Annotated in this window: 20 protein-coding genes; 10 read left to right on the plus strand and 10 right to left on the minus strand. The window is 70.1% G+C overall.

All coding sequences use genetic code 11. The features are described 5' to 3' along the window. Window positions 1-2: 2 nt before the first annotated feature. From ACFFGE_RS03200 to ykgO, 3 genes are all read right to left on the minus strand, one after another. A complete protein-coding gene (locus ACFFGE_RS03200; protein WP_376834226.1) occupies window positions 3-308 on the minus strand; it encodes a hypothetical protein in 306 nt (101 codons plus the stop codon). A 28-nt stretch (window positions 309-336) separates the two neighbouring features. Beyond that, a complete protein-coding gene (gene gapR, locus ACFFGE_RS03205) occupies window positions 337-609 on the minus strand; it encodes a nucleoid-associated protein GapR (protein WP_376834228.1) in 273 nt (90 codons plus the stop codon). 167 nt (window positions 610-776) lie between these two features. Next, entirely contained in the window at window positions 777-902 is a 126-nt protein-coding gene (ykgO, locus tag ACFFGE_RS03210; RefSeq protein ID WP_031448545.1) for a type B 50S ribosomal protein L36, read from the minus strand. A 456-nt stretch (window positions 903-1,358) separates the two neighbouring features. Here ykgO and ACFFGE_RS03215 point away from each other — a divergent pair, with 456 nt between their 5' ends. The 4 genes from ACFFGE_RS03215 to ACFFGE_RS03230 all read left to right on the plus strand — a co-directional run bounded on the left by ACFFGE_RS03215 (window position 1,359) and on the right by ACFFGE_RS03230 (window position 5,006). After that, window positions 1,359-2,627, plus strand: coding sequence for a lytic murein transglycosylase (locus tag ACFFGE_RS03215; protein ID WP_376834230.1), 1,269 nt, complete (start codon window positions 1,359-1,361; stop codon window positions 2,625-2,627). A 76-nt stretch (window positions 2,628-2,703) separates the two neighbouring features. After that, window positions 2,704-3,168 (plus strand): thioredoxin-dependent thiol peroxidase, encoded by a 465-nt coding sequence (gene bcp / locus ACFFGE_RS03220; protein WP_376834232.1) that lies wholly within the window; start codon window positions 2,704-2,706, stop codon window positions 3,166-3,168. 163 nt (window positions 3,169-3,331) lie between these two features. Continuing rightward, window positions 3,332-4,477 (plus strand): M23 family metallopeptidase, encoded by a 1,146-nt coding sequence (locus ACFFGE_RS03225; RefSeq protein WP_376834234.1) that lies wholly within the window; start codon window positions 3,332-3,334, stop codon window positions 4,475-4,477. Continuing rightward, window positions 4,461-5,006 carry a bactofilin family protein gene (locus tag ACFFGE_RS03230; RefSeq protein ID WP_376834236.1) on the plus strand — a complete coding sequence of 182 codons (546 nt, stop codon included), beginning with the start codon at window positions 4,461-4,463 and terminating at the stop codon, window positions 5,004-5,006. The genes ACFFGE_RS03225 and ACFFGE_RS03230 overlap by 17 nt, the downstream gene beginning before the upstream one ends. Window positions 5,007-5,051: 45 nt before the next feature. Here ACFFGE_RS03230 and prfB read toward each other — a convergent pair. From prfB to ACFFGE_RS03245, 3 genes are all read right to left on the minus strand, one after another. Beyond that, a protein-coding gene (gene prfB / locus ACFFGE_RS03235) for a peptide chain release factor 2 (RefSeq protein ID WP_376834238.1) occupies window positions 5,052-6,177 on the minus strand; the annotation gives its coding sequence in 2 pieces (ribosomal slippage) (window positions 5,052-6,107 and window positions 6,109-6,177; 1,125 coding nt in all). Window positions 6,178-6,252: 75 nt separating this feature from the next. Further along, the gene (locus tag ACFFGE_RS03240) at window positions 6,253-8,679 is read right to left on the minus strand and encodes a penicillin-binding protein 1A (RefSeq protein ID WP_376834240.1); all 2,427 of its coding nucleotides are present in this window, start codon (window positions 8,677-8,679) and stop codon (window positions 6,253-6,255) included. An 88-nt stretch (window positions 8,680-8,767) separates the two neighbouring features. Then, window positions 8,768-9,979, minus strand: a complete 1,212-nt coding sequence (locus ACFFGE_RS03245) for an N-acetylmuramoyl-L-alanine amidase family protein (RefSeq protein WP_376834242.1) — start codon at window positions 9,977-9,979, stop codon at window positions 8,768-8,770. A gap of 437 nt (window positions 9,980-10,416) precedes the next feature. On the opposite strand from ACFFGE_RS03245, the gene ACFFGE_RS03250 reads away from it, so the two are divergent. The 3 genes from ACFFGE_RS03250 to ACFFGE_RS03260 are packed head-to-tail and all read left to right on the plus strand — an operon-like array spanning window position 10,417 to window position 15,228. Then, a complete protein-coding gene (locus ACFFGE_RS03250) occupies window positions 10,417-13,005 on the plus strand; it encodes an Rne/Rng family ribonuclease (protein WP_376834244.1) in 2,589 nt (862 codons plus the stop codon). A gap of 58 nt (window positions 13,006-13,063) precedes the next feature. Then, window positions 13,064-14,464, plus strand: coding sequence for a M48 family metalloprotease (locus ACFFGE_RS03255; protein ID WP_376834246.1), 1,401 nt, complete (start codon window positions 13,064-13,066; stop codon window positions 14,462-14,464). 14 nt (window positions 14,465-14,478) lie between these two features. Next, complete coding sequence (locus ACFFGE_RS03260; RefSeq protein WP_376834248.1) at window positions 14,479-15,228, plus strand: thioredoxin domain-containing protein; 750 nt, start codon at window positions 14,479-14,481, stop codon at window positions 15,226-15,228. Window positions 15,229-15,389: 161 nt separating this feature from the next. Here ACFFGE_RS03260 and ACFFGE_RS03265 read toward each other — a convergent pair whose 3' ends face one another. Beyond that, the gene (locus ACFFGE_RS03265) at window positions 15,390-16,169 is read right to left on the minus strand and encodes a thiazole synthase (protein WP_376834250.1); all 780 of its coding nucleotides are present in this window, start codon (window positions 16,167-16,169) and stop codon (window positions 15,390-15,392) included. A 64-nt stretch (window positions 16,170-16,233) separates the two neighbouring features. Between ACFFGE_RS03265 and ligA the strand changes: the two genes are divergently transcribed. Together ligA and ACFFGE_RS03275 are read left to right on the plus strand one after the other, a co-directional pair. Continuing rightward, complete coding sequence (gene ligA, locus ACFFGE_RS03270) at window positions 16,234-18,555, plus strand: NAD-dependent DNA ligase LigA (protein ID WP_376834252.1); 2,322 nt, start codon at window positions 16,234-16,236, stop codon at window positions 18,553-18,555. Window positions 18,556-18,644: 89 nt separating this feature from the next. Continuing rightward, the gene (locus ACFFGE_RS03275) at window positions 18,645-19,340 is read left to right on the plus strand and encodes a pirin family protein (RefSeq protein WP_376834254.1); all 696 of its coding nucleotides are present in this window, start codon (window positions 18,645-18,647) and stop codon (window positions 19,338-19,340) included. Between the two features lie 78 nt (window positions 19,341-19,418). Here the strand turns inward: ACFFGE_RS03275 and ACFFGE_RS03280 are convergent, their stop codons facing one another. Genes ACFFGE_RS03280 through petA form a run of 3 tightly spaced genes read right to left on the minus strand, consistent with a single transcriptional unit; the run spans window position 19,419 to window position 22,200 of the window. Beyond that, complete coding sequence (locus ACFFGE_RS03280; protein ID WP_376834256.1) at window positions 19,419-20,297, minus strand: cytochrome c1; 879 nt, start codon at window positions 20,295-20,297, stop codon at window positions 19,419-19,421. Window positions 20,298-20,302: 5 nt separating this feature from the next. Further along, complete coding sequence (locus tag ACFFGE_RS03285; protein WP_376834258.1) at window positions 20,303-21,631, minus strand: cytochrome b; 1,329 nt, start codon at window positions 21,629-21,631, stop codon at window positions 20,303-20,305. Window positions 21,632-21,645: 14 nt separating this feature from the next. After that, the gene (gene petA / locus ACFFGE_RS03290; protein ID WP_376834260.1) at window positions 21,646-22,200 is read right to left on the minus strand and encodes a ubiquinol-cytochrome c reductase iron-sulfur subunit; all 555 of its coding nucleotides are present in this window, start codon (window positions 22,198-22,200) and stop codon (window positions 21,646-21,648) included. 193 nt (window positions 22,201-22,393) lie between these two features. Here petA and ACFFGE_RS03295 point away from each other — a divergent pair, with 193 nt between their 5' ends. After that, entirely contained in the window at window positions 22,394-22,855 is a 462-nt protein-coding gene (locus ACFFGE_RS03295) for a tRNA (cytidine(34)-2'-O)-methyltransferase (protein WP_376834262.1), read from the plus strand. The last annotated feature ends 9 nt before the right edge of the window (window positions 22,856-22,864 follow it).

Genomic DNA, 22,864 nt, shown 5'->3' on the forward strand with positions numbered 1-22,864 from the left:
AACTAGCGACGCCCCCAGGGCCGCCTGGGAGCGTCGCCCTTGGCCTTGGCCGCGATCTCCTTGAGCTTGCGTCCCTGCATGGCCGAGAGCGCCTGACCCGGCGCGCCTTTTTCCGGATCGGCGAAGGCGCGGCCGTGGGTCTTCACGCGATCGGAGACCGAATCGAGGAACTCGCCCTCCCATTCGGACAGGGCGACGCCGGCCTTATCGGCGGCGCGGCGCGCGCGCTTCAGCGCGTTCAGGGCGGCGCGTTGGGCCGCCTTGCGCTGGGCTTCGAAAGGGCTGTCGGACGGCGGCTTCCGCTTCACGCAGCCGGGTATATCAGGCTTCGCCCGATCACGCCTCGCCCAGCGCGGAGAGGTAGAGGTCGAGGATCGCCTCCTCCTCCTGGCGCTTGGCCCGGTCCTGCTTGCGGATGCGCAGCACCTTGCGCAGCGTCTTGACGTCGTAGCCCTCGCCCTTGGCCTCGGCGAAGACCTCCTTCATGTCGCCCATGATGGCCTGCTTGTCCTCCTCCAGGCGCTCCAGGCGCTCGACGATCGTGCGCAGACGTCCCTGCGCGGACGCGGTCAGGACATCGGGATTGGCGAAGGAAGCGTCGTCGGCCACGGCGGGAACCTGAGGAATGGAATGGGAGGGCGACGCTAACCACGACCATCGGCCGCGCTCAACGCCGGACAAGCAAAAGGCTGCGGATCATCTCCGCAGCCTTGGGATAACCTCTGAGCTCAATCAGCGCGCGACCGCGTCGGCAGCGGTCGCCTCGCCAACAAGCCTCAGCCCTGCTTCGCCTTGAAGCGCGGGTCGGTCTTGTTGATGACGTAGACGCGGCCCTTGCGGCGCACGACCTTGCAGTCGCGGTGGCGGGTCTTCAGCGACTTCAGCGAGCTACGGACCTTCATGGTCGTCGGGGCCTCAAAATCGAAACAGAAAAGCCGCTGAGGCGGACCTCGCGGCGGGAGCGGTGCCTATAGATAAGCCCGCCTCCGCCGTCAACACCGTGTTCAAGCAGCGCGCGAGCGCGTCGCGAGCGGTAGCCCAACATCCGCGCTCGAACAGCGAGCCGCCGCGCGGCGAGCGGTAGCGCAACAGGAATGGAGGCCTGGCCTCCGAGTCGAACGGAGGGTGTGCGGGGTTGCACCCCCGCCGCGTCGCCACTCCGCCACCAGGCCGCTGAGTGAGCGCTGGGACATACGCCCGCCCCCGTGAGCGGCCCAACAAGATTCGAGGTTAACGACGGCCGTTGGGGAACGGAGGGCGGTGGATTTCGCGTCGTCGGCGCAACGGTGCGTCCAGCTCAACCGTTCTCGCGCATCTGTGAGGTCGGCGCCGACGCCGATGGGCCTTAGGATGCGGTCATGCGCAACAGCCTTCGCCTTCTATTGATCGCCACCGTCGCCGCCTGTGCGCCGATGCTGCCGGAGCCGCCGCCGCTCACGCCCGCGCCCCAGCCCACGCCGCAGCCGGCCCCCGCGCCGATCCAGCCTTCGACGGCGCCCGCGACGCCGGACGCCGCCGGTTTCGAGGGCTGGAAGCAGGGATTTCTGGCGCGGCACGGCGGGGCGCGACGCGCGGCCTATGAGGCCCAGCTGGCCGGGTTGACGCCCGACCCCACGGTCATCCGACTGGACGGCAACCAGCCCGAGTTCTCGCGCCCGGCCGGAGCCTATGTGCAGAACGCCGTCAGCGCCGCGCGCGTGGCCGAGGCGCGTCAGCGCACCGACGCCGTGCCCTGGCCGGTCATCCAGCGGTATGGCGTGCCGGCCGAGATCCTGGTGGCCATCTGGGCCCAGGAAAGCTCTTTCGGCCGGATCCAGGGCGACATGGATGTGATCCGCTCCCTGGCCACCCTCGCCTACGACGGTCGCCGCCGCGACTGGGCCGAGGGCCAGCTGAAGCATGCGCTGGACATCGTCATCGACGGCCGGCGTTCGCGGGAAGGCCTGAAGGGCAGCTGGGCCGGCGCGATGGGCCAGACCCAGTTCATGCCCGACAACTATCTGCGGCTGGGCGTGGACCAGAACGGCGACGGCTTCGTCGATATCTGGGGCTCCGACGCCGACGCGCTGGCGTCCGCCGCCAATCTGCTGGCCGACGCGGGCTGGAAGCGGGGTCAGAGCTGGGGCTACGAGGTCATCCTGCCGTCCGGCTTCGACTACGCCGAGGCCGAGGGGCCGCGTCATCCCTGGAGCTACTGGGCCCAGCGGGGCGTCCGGCTGGCCCAGGGCGGCGAGCCCACGGCGGCCGAGGCGGCGGAACCGGCGACCATCCTGCTGCCCCAGGGCGCGCGAGGGCCGGCCTTCCTGGCCCTGCCGAACCATTATGTGATCCGGCGCTACAACAACTCGGTCAGCTATGCGCTGGCGATCGGCCTGACCGCCGACCGCGTGCAGGGCAAGCCGGGGCTCACGGCCACCTGGCCCGACGACGCGCCCCTGTCGCGGGAGCAGCGCATCGGCGCGCAGCGGGCGCTGACGGCGCTGGGCTACGACACCCAGGGGATCGACGGAGTCATCGGTTCGAACACGCGCGCGGCCCTGCGGCGCTGGCAGTCCGCCAACGGCAGGATCGCGGACGGCTACCTCACCGCCGCCCTGGCCGACGAGCTGGTCCGCCTGGCGTCCTGATCCATCTGCGACCTTGCGACCGCTGCGCGCGGTCCCGCGAGGCGCTATGCGACGGTCAAGCTATCCGGAGGCCCACATGACCGCGATCACCCCAGGCGTCGCCGCGCCCGACTTCGACATGCCCGCCGACGGCGGGGGCCGCGCCCGGCTTGCCGACCTCTCGGGCAAGCGGGTGGTGCTGTACTTCTATCCCAAGGCGGATACGCCCGGCTGCACCAACGAAGCCAAGGATTTCACGGACCAGATCGGCGCGTTCGACGCGGCCGGGGCCGTGATCATCGGCGTGTCCAAGGACCCGGTGAAGAAGCTCGACAAGTTTAAGGCCAAGTACGACCTCAAGGTCGTCCTCGCCTCGGATGAGAACACCGACGTCTGCGAGCGTTACGGCGTCTGGGTCGAGAAGAGCATGTACGGAAAGACCTACATGGGGATCGAGCGCGCCACCTTCCTGATCGGCGCGGACGGCAAGGTTGAGCGCGTGTGGCGCAAGGTGTCCGTAAAGGGTCACGCCGAAGAGGTGCTCGCCGCCGTTTCTGGCTGAGCGAAGTGGAGCGTCCCGACGAATCTTCGCTCGGAAGGCGAAAAACATCGTTCGACTTAGCCCGCAGGCCGTCATCGATCTGAAATGATGGTTAACTCATCGTGAACAGCCTTGCCCACTCCCCCGGCATTGGGGATAACCCTTGTCGTCCGGGGGGTGTGGCATGCGTAAATCAACAGAACCTCGCAGACGCCTGATCCAGGACGTCTGGTTTCCCGAACGTCATCTCTACGTCAGGGCTCACGGCGAGATCCGCGGCTATGTCCTGACCACGGGCAGACAGATCGCCATGGCCTCGGCGGGGCTGGTGGCGGCCGTCTGGGCCCTGATCGCGACCGGCGGCTTTCTGTTCGACCTGGCTTATCAGACCCAGGCGGAAACGGCCGTGGCGAGAGCCCGGGCGGCGTCCGAGCGGGTCAATGCGGACCTGCAGGCGCGTCTGGACAGCGCCGTCGTGCGGATGACCTCGACGACCGGTTCGCTCGAAGAGACGGCCTCGATGGTGGAGCGCCGCCACGCCGCCCTGGTCGGCGTCATGAGCATGTTCCGCGACGTCCAGGGCGCGGAGCAGGCGCTGCGTCCCGCCCCGCCGCTGGACAGCGCCAGCCCCGTGCGCCGCATGGCCGCGGTCAAGCTGGATCAGGAACGGCTGCTCGCCCGCGCGCAGGACTTCGCCCAAAGCCGCGCCGAGCGGCTGCGCCTGGCGTTTCGCCTGGCCGGCCTGAACCCCGCCGCCTATGTGAACGCCTCCTCGGGTCTCGGCGGCCCTCTGGTCCAGGGCGACGATCCCCAGGCGCTGGCCGCCGTGCTCGACGTGGATGAAGCCTTCGCCGCCCGGATCCAGCGCGCCGCCGACGACCTGTCGGACATGCGGCAACTGGCCGACGCATCCCGCGCCATTCCCTTCGGCCGCCCGGCGGAGGCCCGCATCACGTCCGGCTTCGGCCTGCGCTTCGATCCCTTCAACCGTCGCCCCGCGCTGCATCAGGGCCAGGATTTCGCCGCGCCGATCAACACGCCCATCGTCGCGACGGCGCCCGGCGTCGTCTCTTTCGCCGGGGTCCGTTCAGGGTATGGCAAGACCGTCGAGATAGACCACGGGGACGGTTTCAAGACGCGCTACGCCCACCTCAACACCATCTCGGTCGCCGCCGGCCAGCGCGTGTCGCTGGGCCAGCGTCTGGGCGGGATGGGCACCACCGGCCGCTCGACCGGCGTTCACCTGCACTACGAGGTGTGGATGGACGGCCGCCCGCACAATCCCGCCCGCTTCATCCGCGCAGGAGATCAAATTGTTCAACAAGACTAAGGCCCCGACCCCCGAACGCTCGACCACGCCCACACCCATCCCGCCGCTGCCCGATCTGCCCGCGCCGGGCCAGACGAGCCGGGCGCCGGCGCCGGTCGCACCCTCTCCGACGCCGATGACGCCCGGTCGCGGCCTGTCGACCCTGTCGGCGGATCTGCAGTTCGACGGCGACGTCTCGGGCCAGGGCGATCTGCAGGTCGACGGCGCCGTGAAGGGCGACGTGCGGGTCGGTCGCCTGATCGTGGGCGAGACCGGCGCGATCGAGGGCGGCGTCTCGGCGGACTACGTCGAGGTGCGCGGCCGTGTCGTCGGCGCGGTGTCGGGCAAGCAGGTGAAGCTGGTCTCCACCGCCTATGTCGACGGCGACATCACCGCCGAACAGCTGTCGATCGACATCGGCGCCTATTTCCAGGGCCGCGTGCTGCAGGGCCGCCGCGAGGCGCCGAAGGCCGCCGCGCCCCAGCCCGCGCCGACCCCCGCGCCCGCCGAACCGGCGCCGACCGTCATCGACATGAAGCCGGCGAGCTGACGCCGCGCTGACCTTCGCCCTCCCCTTCACGGGGAGGGCGAATGCCTACTCCTCCGCCGTCGAGCCGCGCGTCGCGCCGACGCGGGCCGCCAGCGCCGCGCCCATGAAGGCGTCGAGATCGCCGTCCAGCACGCCCTGCGTATCCGACGTCTCCACGTTGGTGCGCAGGTCCTTCACCATCTGATACGGCTGAAGCACGTAGGATCGGATCTGGTGGCCCCAGCCGATGTCGGTCTTGGCATCGGCGAGCGCCTGGGCCGCCGCCTCGCGCTTCTGAAGCTCCAGCTCGTACAGGCGGGCGCGCAGCATCTTCCACGCCTGCTCGCGGTTCTGGTGCTGGGAGCGCCCGGCCTGACAGGCCACTACAGTGTTGGTCGGGATGTGGGTGAGACGCACGGCGGAGTCCGTCTTGTTGACGTGCTGGCCGCCGGCGCCGGAGGCCCGATAGGTGTCGGTGCGCACGTCCGCCGGATTGATCTCGATCTCGATGGCGTCGTCCACGACCGGCGAGACGCCGACCGAGGCGAACGAGGTGTGCCGCTTGGCCGCCGCGTCATAGGGGCTGATGCGGACCAGGCGATGCACCCCTGATTCCGACTTCAGCCAGCCGTAGGCGTTCGGCCCCTTGATCTGGATGGTGGCGGACTTGATGCCGGCCTGTTCGCCCGCTTCCTCGGCCTCGACCTCGACCTCATAGCCGTGCGCCTTGGCCCAGCGGCTGTACATCCGCAGCAGCATTCCGGCCCAGTCGTTGGACTCGGTTCCGCCGGCGCCGGAGTTGACCTCGAGATAGGCGTCGTTGCCGTCCGCCTCGCCGGAGAGCAGAGCTTCCAGTTCAGCGCGGGCGGCGCGTTCCTTGATGGCGCGCAGGCTCTGGCGCGCCTCCTCCAGCGTCGCCTCGTCGCCTTCCTCGTCGGCCATCTCGGAGAGCATCACGCCCTCCTCCAGCGCCGTCTCCATCTCGCGGACGGCGTTGATCTGCGTCTCCAACCGCGAGCGTTCGCGGCTGACGGCCTGGGCCTGATCCGGGTCGTCCCACAGGGTGGGGTCCTCGACACGGGCGTTCAGCTCATCGAGCTTCCTTAGAGCGACATCCCAGTCAAAGTCGCCTCCTGAGCAGAGCCAGGCTCTGCTCGATGTCGGCCTTCATGGCCTCGACATCCAGTCTCATGGATTTCTCCGCATCCGAAACGAGGGGCCGAGATAGAGGCCGCCGCCCCCGAGGGGAAGGCCCAATCCGCCCGGCTCAATAAAGTCCGCTCAGGTCCTCGGCGGGTTCCTTCTCCGGCGGCGGCGGCGTGGGCGCGGTCGGGGTCGGAACCGTGACCGGCTCGCCGGCGGCTTCCTGTTCGCGGCGGATGACGTCGTAGTAGCTCTGCGGCCCCTCCACGACCTCCGGCGCGCGTTCCTCCACGCGGGCGCGCTCGGTGCCCGGGCGGAACGCCTCCTCGATGCCGTTCACCGTGCGGAAGATGGCGTTGCGAGGCCGCACGAACGGACGCGCCGGCCGCTCCTCGAGCGCCGTCTGCATGAATTCGATGAAGACGGGCACGGCGGCGGTCGTCCCGGTCTCGCCCGAGCCGAGCGGCCGGTTGTCGTCGAAGCCGATGAATATCCCCACGACGATGTCGGTGGTGAAGCCCACGAACCAGGCCGAACGGTATTCGTTGGTCGTGCCGGTCTTGCCCCCGACCCAGCGTCCCAGCCCGCGCGCCGATGCGGCGGTGCCGCGCTGGACGACGCCCTCGAGCATGGAACTGATCTGGTAGGCGGTGATGGGATCGATGATCTGTTCGCCCCGCGGATTCAGGCGAGGCGACGCCTGCCCGCTGAAGCCGCGGCGACATTCGCGGCAGCTTCGGCCGTCGGCGCGATAGATGGTCTCGCCGTCCCGGTCCTGGACCACCTCGATCATGTAGGGGTCGATGCGCCGCCCGCCGTTGACGAAGGTCGCATAGGCGGCGGTCAGCCGGTAAGGCGTCGTCTCCCCGGCGCCCAGCGAGACCGACAGGTTGGCCGGCAGGTCGTCGGCCACGCCGAACCGCTCCGCGCTGCGCACGATCTGGCTCATGCCGATCTCGTTCGCCAGGCGCACCGTCATGACGTTGCGCGACAGCTCCAGGCCGCGTCGCAGGGTCTGGGGGCCGTAGTACTCCCGGCTGTAGTTCTGCGGGGTCCACCGCTCGCCGTTGGCCCCTCCGGCGAAGCTGATCGGCGCGTCCAGCACGATGGACGCGGGCGTGAAGTCGCCCTCGAGCGCCGTGGCGTAGACGATGGGCTTGAACGCCGACCCGGGCTGGCGCTCCGCCTGGGTCACGCGGTTGAAGCTCGACAGGGCGTAGGAATAGCCGCCCACCATCGCCAGAACTCGGCCGGTCTGGGGATCGATCGCCACGAGCGCGCCGTTCACCGCCGGCACCTGACGCAAAGCGAACTGCCCGCCTTCGGGCTCGACGAAGATCAGGTCGCCGCGGCGAAGCTGTCGGTTGGCGTTGGCCCAGGCGGCGTCCGAGGCCAGCAGGGCCCCCGTGCGGTCGTCTCGGGCGACGCGGACCCGCACATTATTGCCCGACACGCTCTCGACCGCGGCGGCCAGCCACGTCCGACGCTCGGGTGGAATCTGCCGCGCCTGCGCCTCCTCGCGCCAGTTCGGGCCAAAGTCAGTCTGGCCCCACGCGCCCCGCCAGCCGTGGCGTCGATCGTACTGCTCCAGGCCGCGCATCAGCGCCCGGCGCGCCGCCGACTGGAGCTCCGGGTCCAGGGTGGTGCGCATGTAGTAGCCGCCGCGGTTGACCTGTTCGCGCCCGAACAGCGCGATGGCGCGGCGCCGCGCCTCCTCCACGAAGAAGTCGGCGTCCTGGTACTGCGCCCGGCGAGGCGCGTCCTGGGTGCGCAAGGGGCGCGCGATGGCGGCCTCCGCGACCTCTCGGCTGATGAAGCGGTTGTCGGCCATCTCGCCGAGAACCCAGTCGCGACGGGCCTTGGCGGCCTCCGGCTGGCGGCGCGGGTGATAGTTGTTCGGCCCCTTCGGCAGGGCGGCGAGGAACGCCGCCTCCTCCACCGTCAGCTGGCTCAGCGACTTGCCGAAGTAGTTGTAGGCCGCCGAGGCGACGCCGTAGGACCGGTAGCCGAGGAAGATCTCGTTGAGATACAGCTCGACGATCTGCTCCTTCGTCAGCGTGGCCTCGAGCCGGCTGGCCAGGATGGCTTCCTTGAGCTTGCGGTTGATGCTCGATTCGTTCGTCAGCAGGACGTTCTTCGCCACCTGCTGGGTGATGGTCGAGCCGCCCTCGAGACGCCGGCCGGTCAGCACGTTGAAGACGTTCTTGGCCATGGCCCGGCCGATGCCCGACACGTCGATGCCGCCGTGCTGGAAGAAGTTGCGGTCCTCGGCGGCGAGAAAGGCCTGCACGACCGTCACGGGGATCTGGTCGTACGACACATAGATCCGGCGTTCGTCGGAATACTCGCCGATCAGGGTGCCGTCGGCGGCGAACACGCGAGTCGCCGTGGCCGGGCGGTAGTCCGCCAGCTCGGACGCGTCCGGCAGGTCGTGGAACAGCCAGGCGGCGTAGATGGTGACGACGACCCCCGCCAGCGCGATGGCGCTGAGGAAGGCGATCCCCGCCGCCACGAACCACTTCTGTTGAATTTCAATCGCCGGCAGCTTCACCGCGCGCTCCGATAGACGCCCGCTGCGGGTTTAGCCCGCGTCGCCGCCGACGCAAAGACGTGTCGCGGGAACGACGTTCTATCGGCCCCTACGGACTTCCGGCGGTCGGGCCCGCCTCGGCGATCCGCAGCGGCTCGCCGCCCGCGAAATAGCGGTCGATGCCGCGCGCGACCGACTGCATCAGGCGTCGGCGCTGACGAGGGTCCGTGAGCGCCCGCTCGTCCTCGGGATTGGTGATGAAGCCCATCTCGAGCAGCACGGCGGGCACGTCCGGGGCCAGCAGCACGGCCAGGCCCGCGTCGCGGTGGCTGCGGCGCAGCAGCGGATGATCGCCGCGCTCGATCTCGCCCAGCAGGGTGCGGGCGAACAGGGCCGAGCGATTCTGGGTCGCGCGCTGGGTGATGTCGAGCAGGATGCGATCGACGGAAGGGTCCCGCCCCGGCAGATGCAGCTCCCGGTGCCAGTCGTCGCGACCGGTGAACTCCCGCACCGCCCGGCCGGCGCCCTGTTCGGACAGGGTGTAGACGCTCGCGCCCCGCGTGGCGGGATCCGAGCCCGCGTCGGCGTGCAGCGAGATGAACAGGTCGGCGTCGGCCTGGCGCGCGATGGCCACGCGACGGTAGAGGTCCACATAGGTGTTGTCGGTGCGGGTCAGACGCACGCGGTAACGCCCGCGCCGCTCCAGCTCGGCGGCGAGCTCCCGGGCGGCGGCCAGGGTGATGTCGGCTTCGCGGGCGGTCTGGCCCGAAGCGCCCGGATCACGGCCGCCGTGCCCGGCGTCGATGACCACGAGCGGCCGTTCGGACCGCGCCTCACGCCGCGCGATCGCGATCGGCGCGGGGGCCGCGGCCCGCCCGTTGGCGCGGACGTCGATGACGTAGCGATAGTGCCCGACCCCGTCGCCGGGGGGCAGCAGGAAGCGGCGCTCCACCTCGACCGCCGAGGTCAGCGCCACCTCGACGCGGGCGGCCGCACCGCGTCCCTCGACGCGGTAGTCGCGCACGAGGCCGAGGCCCCGCCCCGAAAGGGGCGCCTCCGGCGCGACGCCGCTCAACTCCAGCACGAGGCGACCCGACCGGCCGTCCTCCAGCACCCGGCCCTGGGCCGTGCGGTCCATGTCCAGAACGATGCGGGTGCGCTCGCCGTCGCCGCCGAGGCGCAGGCGCATCAGATCCCCGGCCGCGCCGGAGGCCAGGCCCTGCCCGGCCGCCAGCAAACCGGCGGCGAAGACGCCGACAGCAACGGTCGCCAGCCGGCGACGGCGCAGGAAAGCGCCCAAGCGTGTGATGAGGTCCTTCATGACCCGGCTCGCACAGACCACCATTCTTGTTGACCCCATGGTGCACGAGTGCGGTGATCAAGGGGTTAAGCGGCGCGCGCGCTTTGCATTCGGCTCAGGCCGGACTATGTTCCGGGAGTCCGGAAGCGACCGGCCCGGTTCGGGTCGGCTCCCGCGTCCAGGCGTTCGCTATCCGACCAATTCTGCGGAGCGACGGGATCGAACGATCCAGCGCGCCGCCGGGCCGAGCGGACCGCCGCCCTCGTCGAGGGCGCGCCCCGGTCCAGGAATGAAGACGACCATGGGCCTTTCAGGCTGCGCCTCCCACCGGTTCCTCAAGACCGAGATCGCCGTCACCGGCGATGGATTCGCGCGCGCCCGGCCCCTCACCCCCATTCGGCGAGCCGCGACGGGAGCCCTGACCGGGCCCGCGCCGGCGCGCCAGAGAGAGACCCTTGATGTCAAAGACTATGTTGATCGACGCGGCGCACGCGGAAGAAACGCGCGTCGCGATCGTGGACGGCCGCCAGGTCGAGGAATTCGACTTTGAATCCAAGGCGCGGCGCCAGCTGCGTGGGAACATCTACCTCGCCAAGGTCACGCGCGTAGAGCCCAGCCTGCAGGCGGCGTTCGTCGAATACGGCGGCAACCGCCACGGCTTCCTGGCCTTCAACGAGATCCACCCGGACTACTACCAGATCCCGGTCGCCGACCGCGAAGCCATCATGGCCGAGGCGGGCGACGACGAGGACGAGGACGACCTGGGTCGCGAAAGCCTCGACGACGAGGCCGATCCCGAGGCCAAACTGGCCGACGAGGAGCGCCTGAAGCGTCGCCTGATGCGGCGCTACAAGATCCAGGACGTCATCAAGCGCCGCCAGATCCTGCTGGTTCAGGTCGTCAAGGACGAGCGCGGAGCCAAGGGCGCGGCCCTGACCACCTGGCTGTCGCTGGCCGGCCGCTACTGCGTGCTCATGCCCAACACCGGCAAGGGCGGCGGCATCAGCCGCAAGATCACCAACGCAGCCGACCGCAAGCGCCTGAAGGCCGCCGCCCAGAGCCTGGACGTGCCGCGCGGGATGGGGCTGATCATCCGCACCGCCGGGGCCAAGCGCACCAAGGCGGAGATCAAGCGCGACTACGAGTACCTGCTGCGCCTGTGGGAGACGATCCGCGAGACCACCCTGAAGTCGCATGCGCCGGCTCTGATCTACGAAGAAGAGAACCTGGTCCGTCGCGCGGTGCGCGACATGTTCGACAAGGACTTCGACGGCATCCAGGTCGAAGGGGTCGAGGGCTGGAAGCAGGCCCGCGACTTCATGCGGGTGCTGATGCCGTCCCAGGCGTCGAAGGTTCACCTGTACCGGGGCGCCAAGCCGCTGTTCGCCGCCAACGGCATCGAGGACCTGCTGCACCAGATCCACCAGCCGGTCGTGCCGCTGAAGTCCGGCGGCTATCTGGTGATCAACCAGACCGAGGCGCTGGTCGCCATCGACGTCAACTCCGGGCGCGCCACCAAGGAACGCAACGTCGAGGCCACGGCCACCAAGACCAACCTGGAAGCCGCCGTCGAGGCCGCGCGCCAGCTGCGCCTGCGCGACCTGGCGGGCCTGATCGTCATCGACTTCATCGACATGGAGGAGTCGAAGAACAACCGAGCCGTCGAGAAGGCGCTGAAGGACGCGCTGGCGGGGGACCGGGCGCGCATCCAGATGGGCAAGATCTCCGGCTTCGGCCTGATGGAGATCAGCCGCCAGCGTCGTCGGCTGGGCGTGCTGGAGGGCGCGACCGAAATCTGCCCGCACTGCAACGGCGCCGGTCGCATCCGCTCGGCCGAGTCGGCGGCCCTGACCGCGCTCAGGGCCATCGACATCGAAGTCGGCAAGAACGGCGCGGGGCTGGTGAACCTGAAGGTTCCCGCGGCCGTGGCCCTCTACATCCTGAACCACAAGCGCTCGCACCTGCAGCGGCTGCTGGAGCGGCGCGGCCTGGAGGTCGTGGTGCTGATCGACGCCGGCCTGGCCCAGGCCGAGCACGCGATCGAGCGGCTCGAGACCAACGAGGACTTCGTCGCGCCGGAGATCGATCTCGACGCCGAGATCGCGGCCCTGCCCGACTCGCCGGACATGCCGGGCTTCGACCTGGATGACGACTTCGACGACGAGGACGAGGACGAGGAGGACTTCGAGGACGAGGACGGCGAGGACCGCGAGGACGCCGATGATGACGAGCCGCGCGAGCGCGCGGAGCGACACGACGGCGAAGGCCGGGGTCGCGGCCGCCGCCGCCGCCGCCGCGGCGGGCGTCGCGAGGAGGAGGCCGTGGTCGCCGCCCCCGAGAGCGACGAGGACGAGGCCGGTCGCCGCCGTCGCCGGGGCCGCCGGGGCGGTCGCCGAGTCCGCGAGGACGGGGATCGCGACGTCTACACCTGGGTGCGCGGCCGCACGCCGTCGCTGGACCAGCCCTATCTCTGGTTCGATCCGCTGAACCCTCACGCCGCGCTGGACGAGGCGCGGGACGCCGAAGCCGCGGACGAGGGCGCGCCTGTCGCCGGGTCCGGCGAGCCGGACCAGCCCCGCGAGGAGCGCGGCGGTCGCCGGCGTCGACGTCGGGGTCGCGGACGGGGCGGCGATCGCGCGCCGTTCGAGATGACGGGCGAAACGGACGTCGCCGAAGCGGCCGCCGACGCCGAGTCGGAAGTCGCCTCCGCCGAGCTGGAGACCGCGCCCGTCGCCATTCCGCCGGAGCCCCAGCGCCGTCGCGTCCGCCGCAAGACGCGCGGCGACGCGCCGTCGGCGGAGACGGCCGAACCGGAGACCCTCGACCCGGCGCCCGAACCCGAGCCTGTCGCGGAGGTCGAGATCGAGTCGGCGCCCGAACCGGAGTTGGAGCCGGAGCCCGCTCCGGTCGCGGCGGAAGCCCCGACCGAGGCGGCGCCGGAGCCCGCGCCCCAGCCGGTCGTGAGCGTCGCGGAGCTGATCGCCGAGGATCCGGCGCAGATCACGGCGCCCCCGCCGAAGCCTAAGCGCGGGTGGTGGCGCCGTTGAGCGCGGGCCGCTAGATTGGAGTGACCGGCGGGGGCGCCGAAGCGGAGTGGAGATCGCCATGAGCTGGCTGTCCCGACGAATGTCGCCCCTGACGGGCGCCCTGAAGGGCGTCGCGGCCGTCGCGGCGGCGGCCGCGACGCTCGCCCTGCCCGGTCAGGCCTCGGCCCAGAGCATCATCCGCGACACCGAGATCGAGGCGATCATCCGGGAATGGTCCGATCCGGTCCTGTCGGCGATGGGCCTGATCCCGGCCGATGTCGAGATCCTGCTGGTCAACGATCCCAGCCTGAACGCCTTCGCCACGCGCGGGCGGATCATGGGCATCCACACCGGCCTGATCCTCGAGACCGATACGCCGAACCAGCTGCTGGGCGTGATCGCGCACGAGGGCGGGCACATCAAGAACCGCCATACCCTGCGGGACGGCGCCTCCGACGCGGCGCGCCAGCCCTTCCTCGTCTCGATGGCGCTGGGGGCCCTGGCGATCGCCGCCGGAGCGCCCGACGCCGGCGCGGCCCTGCTGGGTTCGAGCCAGTACTTCGGCACCCTCAGCGCGCTTCGCTATCTGCAGAGCCAGGAGGGCGAGGCGGACCTGACCGGGGCCCGGGCGCTGGAGGCCGCGGGCGAATCCGGACGCGGCCTGGTCGAGTTCTTCGAGAACTTCCGCTCGCAGGAGGTGTTCTCGGATTCCAGGCGGTACCCCTACTTCCGCAGCCACCCGCTCTCGTCGGACCGGATCGAGGCCCTGCGCCGGCCGGTGGCCGCGGCATCCAACTACGAGCGTCGCGACAGTCCCGAGCGTATGGCCCAGCACGCGCTGATGCTGGCCAAGATTCGGGCGTTCCTTGATCTGCCCACCTACACCTACCGCGCCTATCCGGAGACGGATCAGTCCCTGCCGGCCCGCTATGCGCGGGCCATCGCCTGGTACCGGGACGGTCGGACCGACCGCGCCCTCGCGGCGGTCGACGAACTGATGCAGGGCGACCCGGACAACCCCTATTTCTGGGAGTTGCGCGGCCAGATCCTTTTCGAGGAGGGTCGGCCCGCCGAGGCCGTCGACGCCCATCGACGCGCGGTCGAGCTGAAGCCCGACGCGCCCCTGCTGCGGATCAATCTGGCCCACGCCCTGATCGAGACGAACGATCCCGCGCGGCTGGACGACGCGATCAACGAACTCAAGCTCGCGACCGCGCGCGAGACCGACAACCCGCTGGGCTGGCGGCTTCTGGGGCAGGCCTTCGCGGCGCAGGGCAAGGAGGGCGAGGCCCGGCTGGCCTCTGCCGAGTACTATTTCGCGCTCGGACGCGAGCGGGAGGCGGTGCAGTTCGCCCTGAGAGCGCGGGCGATGCTGGAGACCGGCACGCCCGAGTGGCGTCGCGCCGTCGATATCGTGCTGGCGTCGGGCGCGACGCCCGAGGATCTGGCGGACCTGGATCGCCGCACCACCCGCAACTGATCGCCGGAGACCGAATGTCCGACACCCCCTCGCCCGCCCCCGCGCGCGCGCTGTTCGACTGGCTGGGCCCCATCCTGGGCGCCGTGGCGATCGTCATCGCGCTGGCGGGCCAGCTCGGCTTCGAGGGGCGCGTCCGGGCCTATCTGCTGGAGAACCCCCAGCTGGTCCAGGAGATGGTCCAGGCGGGCCAGGCTCAGCAGGCGGCGCTGGCCGCCGAGGAGACGACGCGGCGGGCCCAGGCCAACCCCTCGCTGGTCGCCGTCGATCCGCGCGACCCCGCCTTCGGCCCTGCGGACGCCGAGGTGACGGTGATCGAGTATTTCGACTTCCAGTGCCCGGGCTGCAAGGCCGTGGCCCCGGAGTTCCTGGCGCTGATGCAGGCGAATCCGGACGTGCGGTTCGTGTTCAGGGACTGGGCGATCCTGGACCGTGAGCCGGGCGGGACGTCGGACTACGCCGCCCGCGCGGCGCTGGCGGCGCACCGTCAGGGCCGCTACCTGCCGGTCTATCAGGCGCTGCTGGCCGAGCCGGCGCTGTCGCCCGAGACGATCGATCAGCTGCTGGTCGAGAACGGCGTCGATCTGGCGCGGGCAAGGGCGGACATGGACAGCGCCGAAATCCGCGATCAGGTGGCCGACATCGACGCGACGGCCCAGGCGCTGGCGTTGCAGGGCACGCCGACCTTCCTGGTCAACGGCCGCGCGACCGAGAGCATCCAGCCCGCCGCGATCGCGGAAGCCATCGCCGCAGCGAAGGCGCGATAAGTCTCCCTTCTCCCCGCGTGGCAGAAGGTGGGCGCCAGAGGCGCTCGGATGAGGGGGCTCCCTCGGCTCGCAAACCGTCAGACGATGAGCGCGCGGCTGCATCCCCCCTCATCCGTCATGCTCCGCATGCCACCTTCTCCCACAAGGGGAGAAGGTGGATTCTAGATCAACCCCGCCAGCGGTGAGGACGGATCGGCGTACATGCGCTTCTTCATCCGGCCGGCGAGGTAAGCCTCGCGCCCGGCGATCACCGCGTGCTTCATGGCGGAGGCCATGAGGACGGGGTCGCGCGCTTCGGCGATGGCGGTGTTCATCAGCACGCCGTCGCAGCCCAGCTCCATGGCGACGGCGGCGTCCGAGGCGGTGCCGACGCCCGCGTCGACCAGCACAGGCACCTTGGACTGCTCGACGATCAGGCGGATGTTCACGGGGTTCTGCACCCCCAGGCCCGAGCCGATCGGCGCGCCCAGCGGCATGACGGCGACGGCCCCCGCGTCCTCTAACTTCCGCGCGTAGACGACGTCGTCGGTGCAGTAGACCATGACCTCGAAGCCCTCGGCGGTCAGCAGCTTCAGCGCCCGCAGCGTCTCCTCCATGTCGGGGAACAGGGTCTTGGGGTCGCTGAGCACCTCGAGCTTCACCAGGGTCCAGCCGCCCGCCTCGCGCGCCAGGCGCAGGGTGCGGACCGCGTCCTCACCGGTGAAGCAGCCGGCGGTGTTGGGCAGGTAGGTGTAGCGTTTGGGATCCAGGAAGTCGGTCAGCACCGGCTGGCCCGGATCGGTCAGGTTCACGCGCCGCACCGCCACGGTGACGATCTCGGCGCCCGAGGCCTCGGCCGCGGCGGCGTTCTGGGCGTAGTCCCTGTACTTGCCGGTGCCGACGATCAGGCGCGAGCTGAAGGTCCGGCCGGCGACGGTCCAGGTGTCGTTGGAAGTGGTCATGGGCGCTGTTTAGGCTCCTGTGTTCGGAGTCGAAAGCCCGGCGGCGGCGCGCTAATCAGACGTGATGACCGACACCCCGATCGCCGATCTGTCCCGCGAAGAGGCCGAGGCCGAACTGGCGCGCCTGGCCGAGGAGATCGCGCGGCACGACGCCCTCTACTACGTCGGGGACGCGCCGGAGGTCAGCGACGCGGACTATGACGCTCTGAGGCGGCGCAACGCCGAGATCGAGGCGCGCTTTCCAGAACTGACGCGAGCCGATTCGCCCTCCGCGCGGGTCGGCGTGGCGGGGTCGCAGGCCTTCGCCGAGGTGCGCCACGGCGTGCCCATGCTGTCTCTGGACAACGCGTTCAACGAGGACGAGGTGCGCGACTTCGTCGCCCGCGTCGCGCGCTTCCTGAAGTTGCCGGCGGACGAGGCGGTCGCCTTCACCGCCGAGCCCAAGATCGACGGCCTGTCGGCCAGCCTGCGCTACGAAAACGGCGTGCTGGTGCAGGGCGCGACGCGCGGCGATGGACGCGCGGGCGAGGACGTCACGGCGAACCTCTTGACCCTCGGCGACATTCCGCGCCGTCTGGCGGGGTCCGGCTGGCCGAAGCGGATCGAGGTGCGGGGCGAGGTCTATGCCGGCACGGACGCCTTCGCCGCCTTCAACGCCGCCGCCGAGGCCGAAGGCAAGCGCACCTACGCCAATCCCCGGAACTTCGCCGCCGGATCGCTGCGCCAGATCGACGCCAAGGTGACGGCGACGCGGCCGCTCAGCTTCTTCGCCTATGCCTGGGGCGAGACGTCCGAGCCTTTCGCCGAGACCCAGAGCGAGGCCCTGGAGGCGCTGGCGAGCTGGGGGTTCAGGACCAATCCTCGATCGACGCGGGTCGAGGGCGCCGAGGGGCTGCTGAAGGTTTATCGCGGGCTGGAGGCCGATCGGGCGACGCTCGGCTATGACATCGACGGGGTGGTCTACAAGGTCGACCGGCTGGACTGGCAGCAGCGGCTGGGCTTCGTCGCCCGAAGCCCGCGCTGGGCCATCGCCCACAAGTTCCCGGCCCAGCAGGCGACCACGCTGCTGGAGGGCATCGATATCCAGGTGGGGCGCACGGGCTCGCTCACCCCGGTCGCGCGGCTGGCGCCCGTCACCGTCGGCGGCGTGGTGGTCAGGAACGCGACCCTGCACAACGAGGACGAGATCGCCCGCAAGGACGTGCGGATCGGCGACACGGTGGTGCTTCAGCGCGCCGGGGACGTGATCCCGCAGATCGTCTCGGTCGTCATCGACCGCCGTCCGGCGGGGGCCGAGCCGTTCGTCTTCCCCACCCGCTGCCCGGCGTGTGGCTCGGAAGCCGTGCGCGAAGAGGGCGAGGCGCGGCGGCGCTGCACCGGCGGCCTGATCTGTCCGGCCCAGATCGTCGAGCGGCTGAAGCACTTCGTCGGGCGGCGCGCCTTCGACATCGAGGGGTTGGGCGAGAAGCAGTTGATCGCGTTTTCCGAGCGCGGCTGGATCCGCGAGCCCGCCGACATCTTCCGCCTGGCGCGAGACGACGCCAAGCTGGAGGCGCTGCGCGCCGAGGACGGATACGGCGAGACCAGTGTGCGCAATCTGGTCGCGGGCATCGAGGCGCGGCGGACCATCGCCCTGGAGCGCCTGATCTTCGCGCTGGGCATCCGCGAGATCGGGGAGCAGACGTCGCTGCTGCTGGCCCGCGAGTTCGGGACCTGGGAGGCCTTCGAGGCGGCCGGGCGAGAGGCGGCGGCCGGGATTCCCTCGCCGGAGTGGACCCGGCTGGCCGAGCGCCACGGAGTCTCGGCGCGCGTCATGGCGACCTTGGCCGAGGCGACGCCGCCCGACGCCGATCCTTGGCCGGATGCGTCGATGGATCAGAAGCTGTCGCTGGCGTTCCCCGGCCTCGCCGCGCCCGCACGTAGGGCATTGGCGCTGCTCGCCGACGACTGGGCGGGCGTCCGGCGACTGGCGGAGATCGCGCGCAACGAAGGCCCCTCGGAGACCCTGGGGCGGATCGCCGGCGTTTCCGGGGTGGGGCCCGTGGCGGCGCGAGCGGTGGCCGAGTTCTTCCACGAACCGCACAATCGGGCAGTGGTCGAGGCGCTGGTCGAGCAGCTCGACTCCGTCCAGGCGGCCGAGCGCCCTAAGACCGACACGCCGGTGGCGGGCAAGACCGTGGTCTTCACCGGCGCCCTGGAGCGCTTCACCCGCGACGAGGCCAAGGCGCGGGCCGAGGGCCTGGGGGCCAAGGTCTCCGGCTCGGTGTCGAAGAAGACGGACTATGTGGTCGCCGGCCCCGGCGCGGGTTCCAAGCTGGCGGACGCCCGGAAGCACGGCGTGGCGGTCCTGTCCGAGGACGAATGGCTGGCGCTGATCGGCGGATGAGGCCGCGACAAACGCCCCCCTTCCGCAACAGTTCCTGTTACCTATATCCTCGCCAAACGAGGCCTGAGCGCCTCCAGGGAGAGTGACACATGATCGACGTTCGCCCCTTCAACAGCCTCGGCGGCGCGGACTACGGCTGGCTGAAGGCCCGCCACCACTTCTCGTTCGCCAACTACTACGACCCGTCGCGCATGGGCTGGGGCCGGCTGCGCGTGTGGAACGACGACGAGATCGCGGCCAAGTCGGGCTTCCCGCCCCACCCGCACGCGGACATGGAGATCATCACCTACGTCCGGACCGGCGCGATCACGCACCAGGACTCCATGGGCAACCAGGGCCGCACCGGCGCGGGCGACGTGCAGGTGATGAGCGCGGGGACCGGCGTGCGGCACGCGGAGTACAATCTGGAGGACGAGCTGACGACCATCTTCCAGATCTGGATCGAGACGGACCGGCCCGGCGCCCAGCCGTCCTGGGGCGCCAAGCCGTTCCCGAAGGCCGACCGAAGCGGCAAGTTCCAGGTGCTGGCGTCCGGCGACGCGGCCGACGAGGCCCTGCCGATCAACGCCGACGCCCGGGTTCTGGGCGCCACACTGAACGCCGGCGAGACGATCCGCTATCCCCTCAAGCAGGGCCGCCGGGCCTATCTGGTCCCGGCCGTCGGCGAGGTCGAGGTGAACGGCGCGGTCCTCAAGGCGCGCGACGGCGCGGCGATCAAGGACGAGGCCGAACTGGTCATCACGGCCAAGGCCGACGCCGAACTGGTGATGGTCGACAGCCTGTAGGTCGACATCGACGGCGTTTACGAAAAAGCCCGCCGGAGCGATCCGGCGGGCTTTGTCCGTTCAGGCGGGAGCCGCGCCTCAGTGGGCGACGTTCTTCCAGATCTGGCGGTAGCTGGCGTAGGTCAGGCCGGCGAAGATGGCGAGATAGGCGAGCACCGCCATGCCGGTCTTCTTGCGCTCGACCGCCTTGGGGTCCGAGGCCCAGGCGATGAAGGCGGCGACGTCCTTGGAGTATTGATCGACCGTCTCCGGCGCGTCGTCGTCGTAGGTCACCTGGCCGTCGGTGAGCGGCGCGGGCATGGCGATGAAGCCGCCGGCCGGCACCTTATCCGGATCGCCCTCCCAGAACGGGGTCAGGTCGCCCGGCATGTAGGGGTTGTAGTACTGGCCCGGCGCGATCCGCAGGCCCGCCGGCGGGGCCTGGTAGCCCGACAGCAGCGAGTACATGTAGTTGGCGCCGTCGTGGCGGGCCTTGGCCATGACCGACAGGTCCGGCGGGGCGGCCCCGCCGTTGGCCGCCGCGGCGGCCGTGGCGTTCGGATAGGGGTTCGGGAAGCGGTCGGCCGGCGTGCCCGGACGGGTGATCGGCTCGCCGGTCTCGGAGTCGATGTCGGCGATCTCGAACTCGGCCGCGAGCGCGCGCACGAAACGGTTCTCGTTCGGGTTCTCGACGTGCGGATCCCAGAACGGCCCGCCGTCCGCCGCCAGGTTGCGGAAATGCAGCAGGTTCATCGAGTGGCACGAGGCGCACACTTCGCGATAGACCTTGTAGCCGCGCTGCAGCTGGCCCTGATCGAAGGTGCCGAACGGCCCCTCGAAGCTGAAGCCCGCATGGCGCGGCTCCTTGGCGCCGGCGCCCGCGGCCTGGGCGGCGGGCGCGGCCAGCGCCAGGCCGGCGGCGGCGAGAACCGGGATCAGGATGGACTTCACGGCGGTGTTCTTTCCGAAGAAGGTCATGACGATCAGCCCCGGGTCTCGGGCTGGGCCGCGGCGCCGGCGGGCACGGCGGCGGGACCGCTGAGCACCGGCTCGGAGATCGACTGCGGGATCGGCAGCGGCGTCTCGCGCAGGCCCACCAGCGGCATGATCACCACGAAGAAGGCGAAGTAGTAGAGCGTCGCCAATCGGCCCAGCCACAGATAGCTGTTCAGGTCGCCGTCGATCAGGATGAAGGTCGAGAACTCGCCGATCACCGGCTCGTCCGGCAGCTTGGCGCCGCACAGGCCCAGGATGAAGGCGTTCACGACAAAGATGTAGAAGAACACCCGCATCGTCGGGCGGTAGCGCATCGAGCGCACCCGCGAGGTGTCCAGCCACGGCAGCACGAACAGCACCGCGATGGCGCCGAACATGGCCACCACGCCGCCGAACTTGTCCGGCACGGCCCGCAGGATCGCGTAGAAGGGCAGCAGGTACCACTCCGGCACGATGTGCGCCGGGGTCACCAGCGGGTTGGCCGGGATGTAGTTGTCGGCGTGACCCAGCGCGTTCGGCAGGAAGAACACGAACACGGCGAACATCATCAGGAACAGGATCAGGGCGAAGCCGTCCTTGACCGTGTAGTAGGGATGGAACGGCACCGTGTCCTTGGCCGTGCGGTCCTTGGGGATCAGGATGCCGACGGGGTTGTTCTGGCCCGCGTGGTGGAGCGCCCAGAGGTGCAGGACCACGCAGCCGGCGATCACGAACGGCAGCAGGTAGTGCAGCGAGAAGAACCGGTTCAGCGTCGCATTGTCGATCGCCGGACCGCCCTGCAGCCAGGTCAGGATGGGCCCGCCGACCACCGGGATCGAGCCGATCAGGTTGGTGATCACGACCGCGCCGTGGAACGACATCTGGCCCCAGGGCAGGACATAGCCGAGGAAGGCCGTGGCGATCAGCAGGAAGAAGATCACGCAGCCGACGATCCAGATCATCTCGCGCGGCGCCTTGTACGAGCCGTAGTACAGGCCGCGCAGCATGTGGATGTAGACGGCGATGAAGAACATCGACGCGCCGTTGGAGTGGACGTAGCGGATCAGCCAGCCGCCGTTGACGTCGCGCATGATGCGCTCGACCGAGGCGAAGGCCAGTTCGGTGTTCGGCACATAGTGCATGGCCAGGACGACGCCGGTGATGATCTGGGTCATCAGGCAGATCGTCAGGATGGCGCCGAAGGTGTACCAGTAGTTCAGGTTCTTCGGCGTCGGCAGCGACATGTAGTCGGCCCCGAAGCGGATGATCGGCAGCCGGCTGTCCATCCACCGCTCGAAAGCGGTCTTGGGCACGTAGGTGGATTGATGCTCGCTCATGATCTCGTCCCGCCTCAGCCGATCCGCACCGCGGTGTCGGAGACGTATTCATAGTTCGGCACGACCAGGTTCGTCGGCGCCGGGCCCTTACGGATGCGGCCGGAGGTGTCGTAGTGCGACCCGTGGCAGGGGCAGAACCAGCCGCCGTAATCGCCGGTGCCGAACGTCGGCACGCAGCCCAGGTGCGTGCACGACCCGACCAGCACCAGATACTGCTCGCGGCCTTCCTTGACGCGGTCTGCGTCGGACTGGGGGTCCTTCAGGGCCGACATCGGGGTCTCACGCGCGGCCTGGATCTCGGCCGGGGTGCGATAGCGCACGAACACCGGCTTGCCCTGCCACTTCACCACGACCTGCTGGCCCTCGGCGACCTTGGTCAGGTCGAAATCGATGACGGACAGCGCCAGGGTGTCGGCGGCGGGGTTCATCTGGTTGACCAACGGCCAGGCGATCATGACGCCCGCGCCGGCGGCCGCGGCGCCCGCGGCGATATGGATGAAGTCCCGACGGGTGGCGTCGCCGCCCTGGCCTTCCGGATGACCGTCTGAATGCACGACCGATTCGGTCACGTCTCACCTCTGACCTGCCGCGCCGGAGCCCGCCATCGGGTCCGTTTCGGCGCAAAACCTTTTAGCGCAATCACGAAAGGCCTGTCCGGCCCGACTTTGCGACGGATCGCCGCTCGACGCGGACGACGCTGAGACATGCTCGCAAAAACAGACCGCGACAGGCCCGATGGCCGCGCTTAGACGTGGCCTTAGAATGCGTCTCGCCCTTTTTCAACCGGCCATCCCGCAGAACGTCGGCGCCTGTATCCGCCTGTCGGCCTGTTTCGGCTTCGAGCTGCACGTGATCGGCCCCACCGCCTTTCCCCTCGACGACCGATCCTTGAAGCGGGCCGCGCTGGATTACGGCCCCCTGGGGCACATGACCGTCCATGAGTCCTGGGCGGCGTTCCAGGCGGATCGCGCCCCCGGGCGACTGGTCCTGTTCACCACGAAGGGGGCGACGCCGCTGGATCGTTTTCCGTTCGAGCGGGACGACGTGCTGCTGTTCGGCTCCGAGCCCACGGGCGCGCCGGACTTCGTGCACGCCGCCGCCGACGCCCGCGTGGTGATCCCGCTGGAGCCCGGCGCGCGATCGCTGAACCTCGCCGTCAGCGCGGGCATCGCCTGCTGGGAGGTCCGGCGCGGCCAAAGGGCCCACTGGACGGCGCCGGGCTGATCGCGCATC

This window comes from Brevundimonas balnearis (assembly GCF_042434805.1).
Taxonomy (GTDB): domain Bacteria; phylum Pseudomonadota; class Alphaproteobacteria; order Caulobacterales; family Caulobacteraceae; genus Brevundimonas; species Brevundimonas balnearis.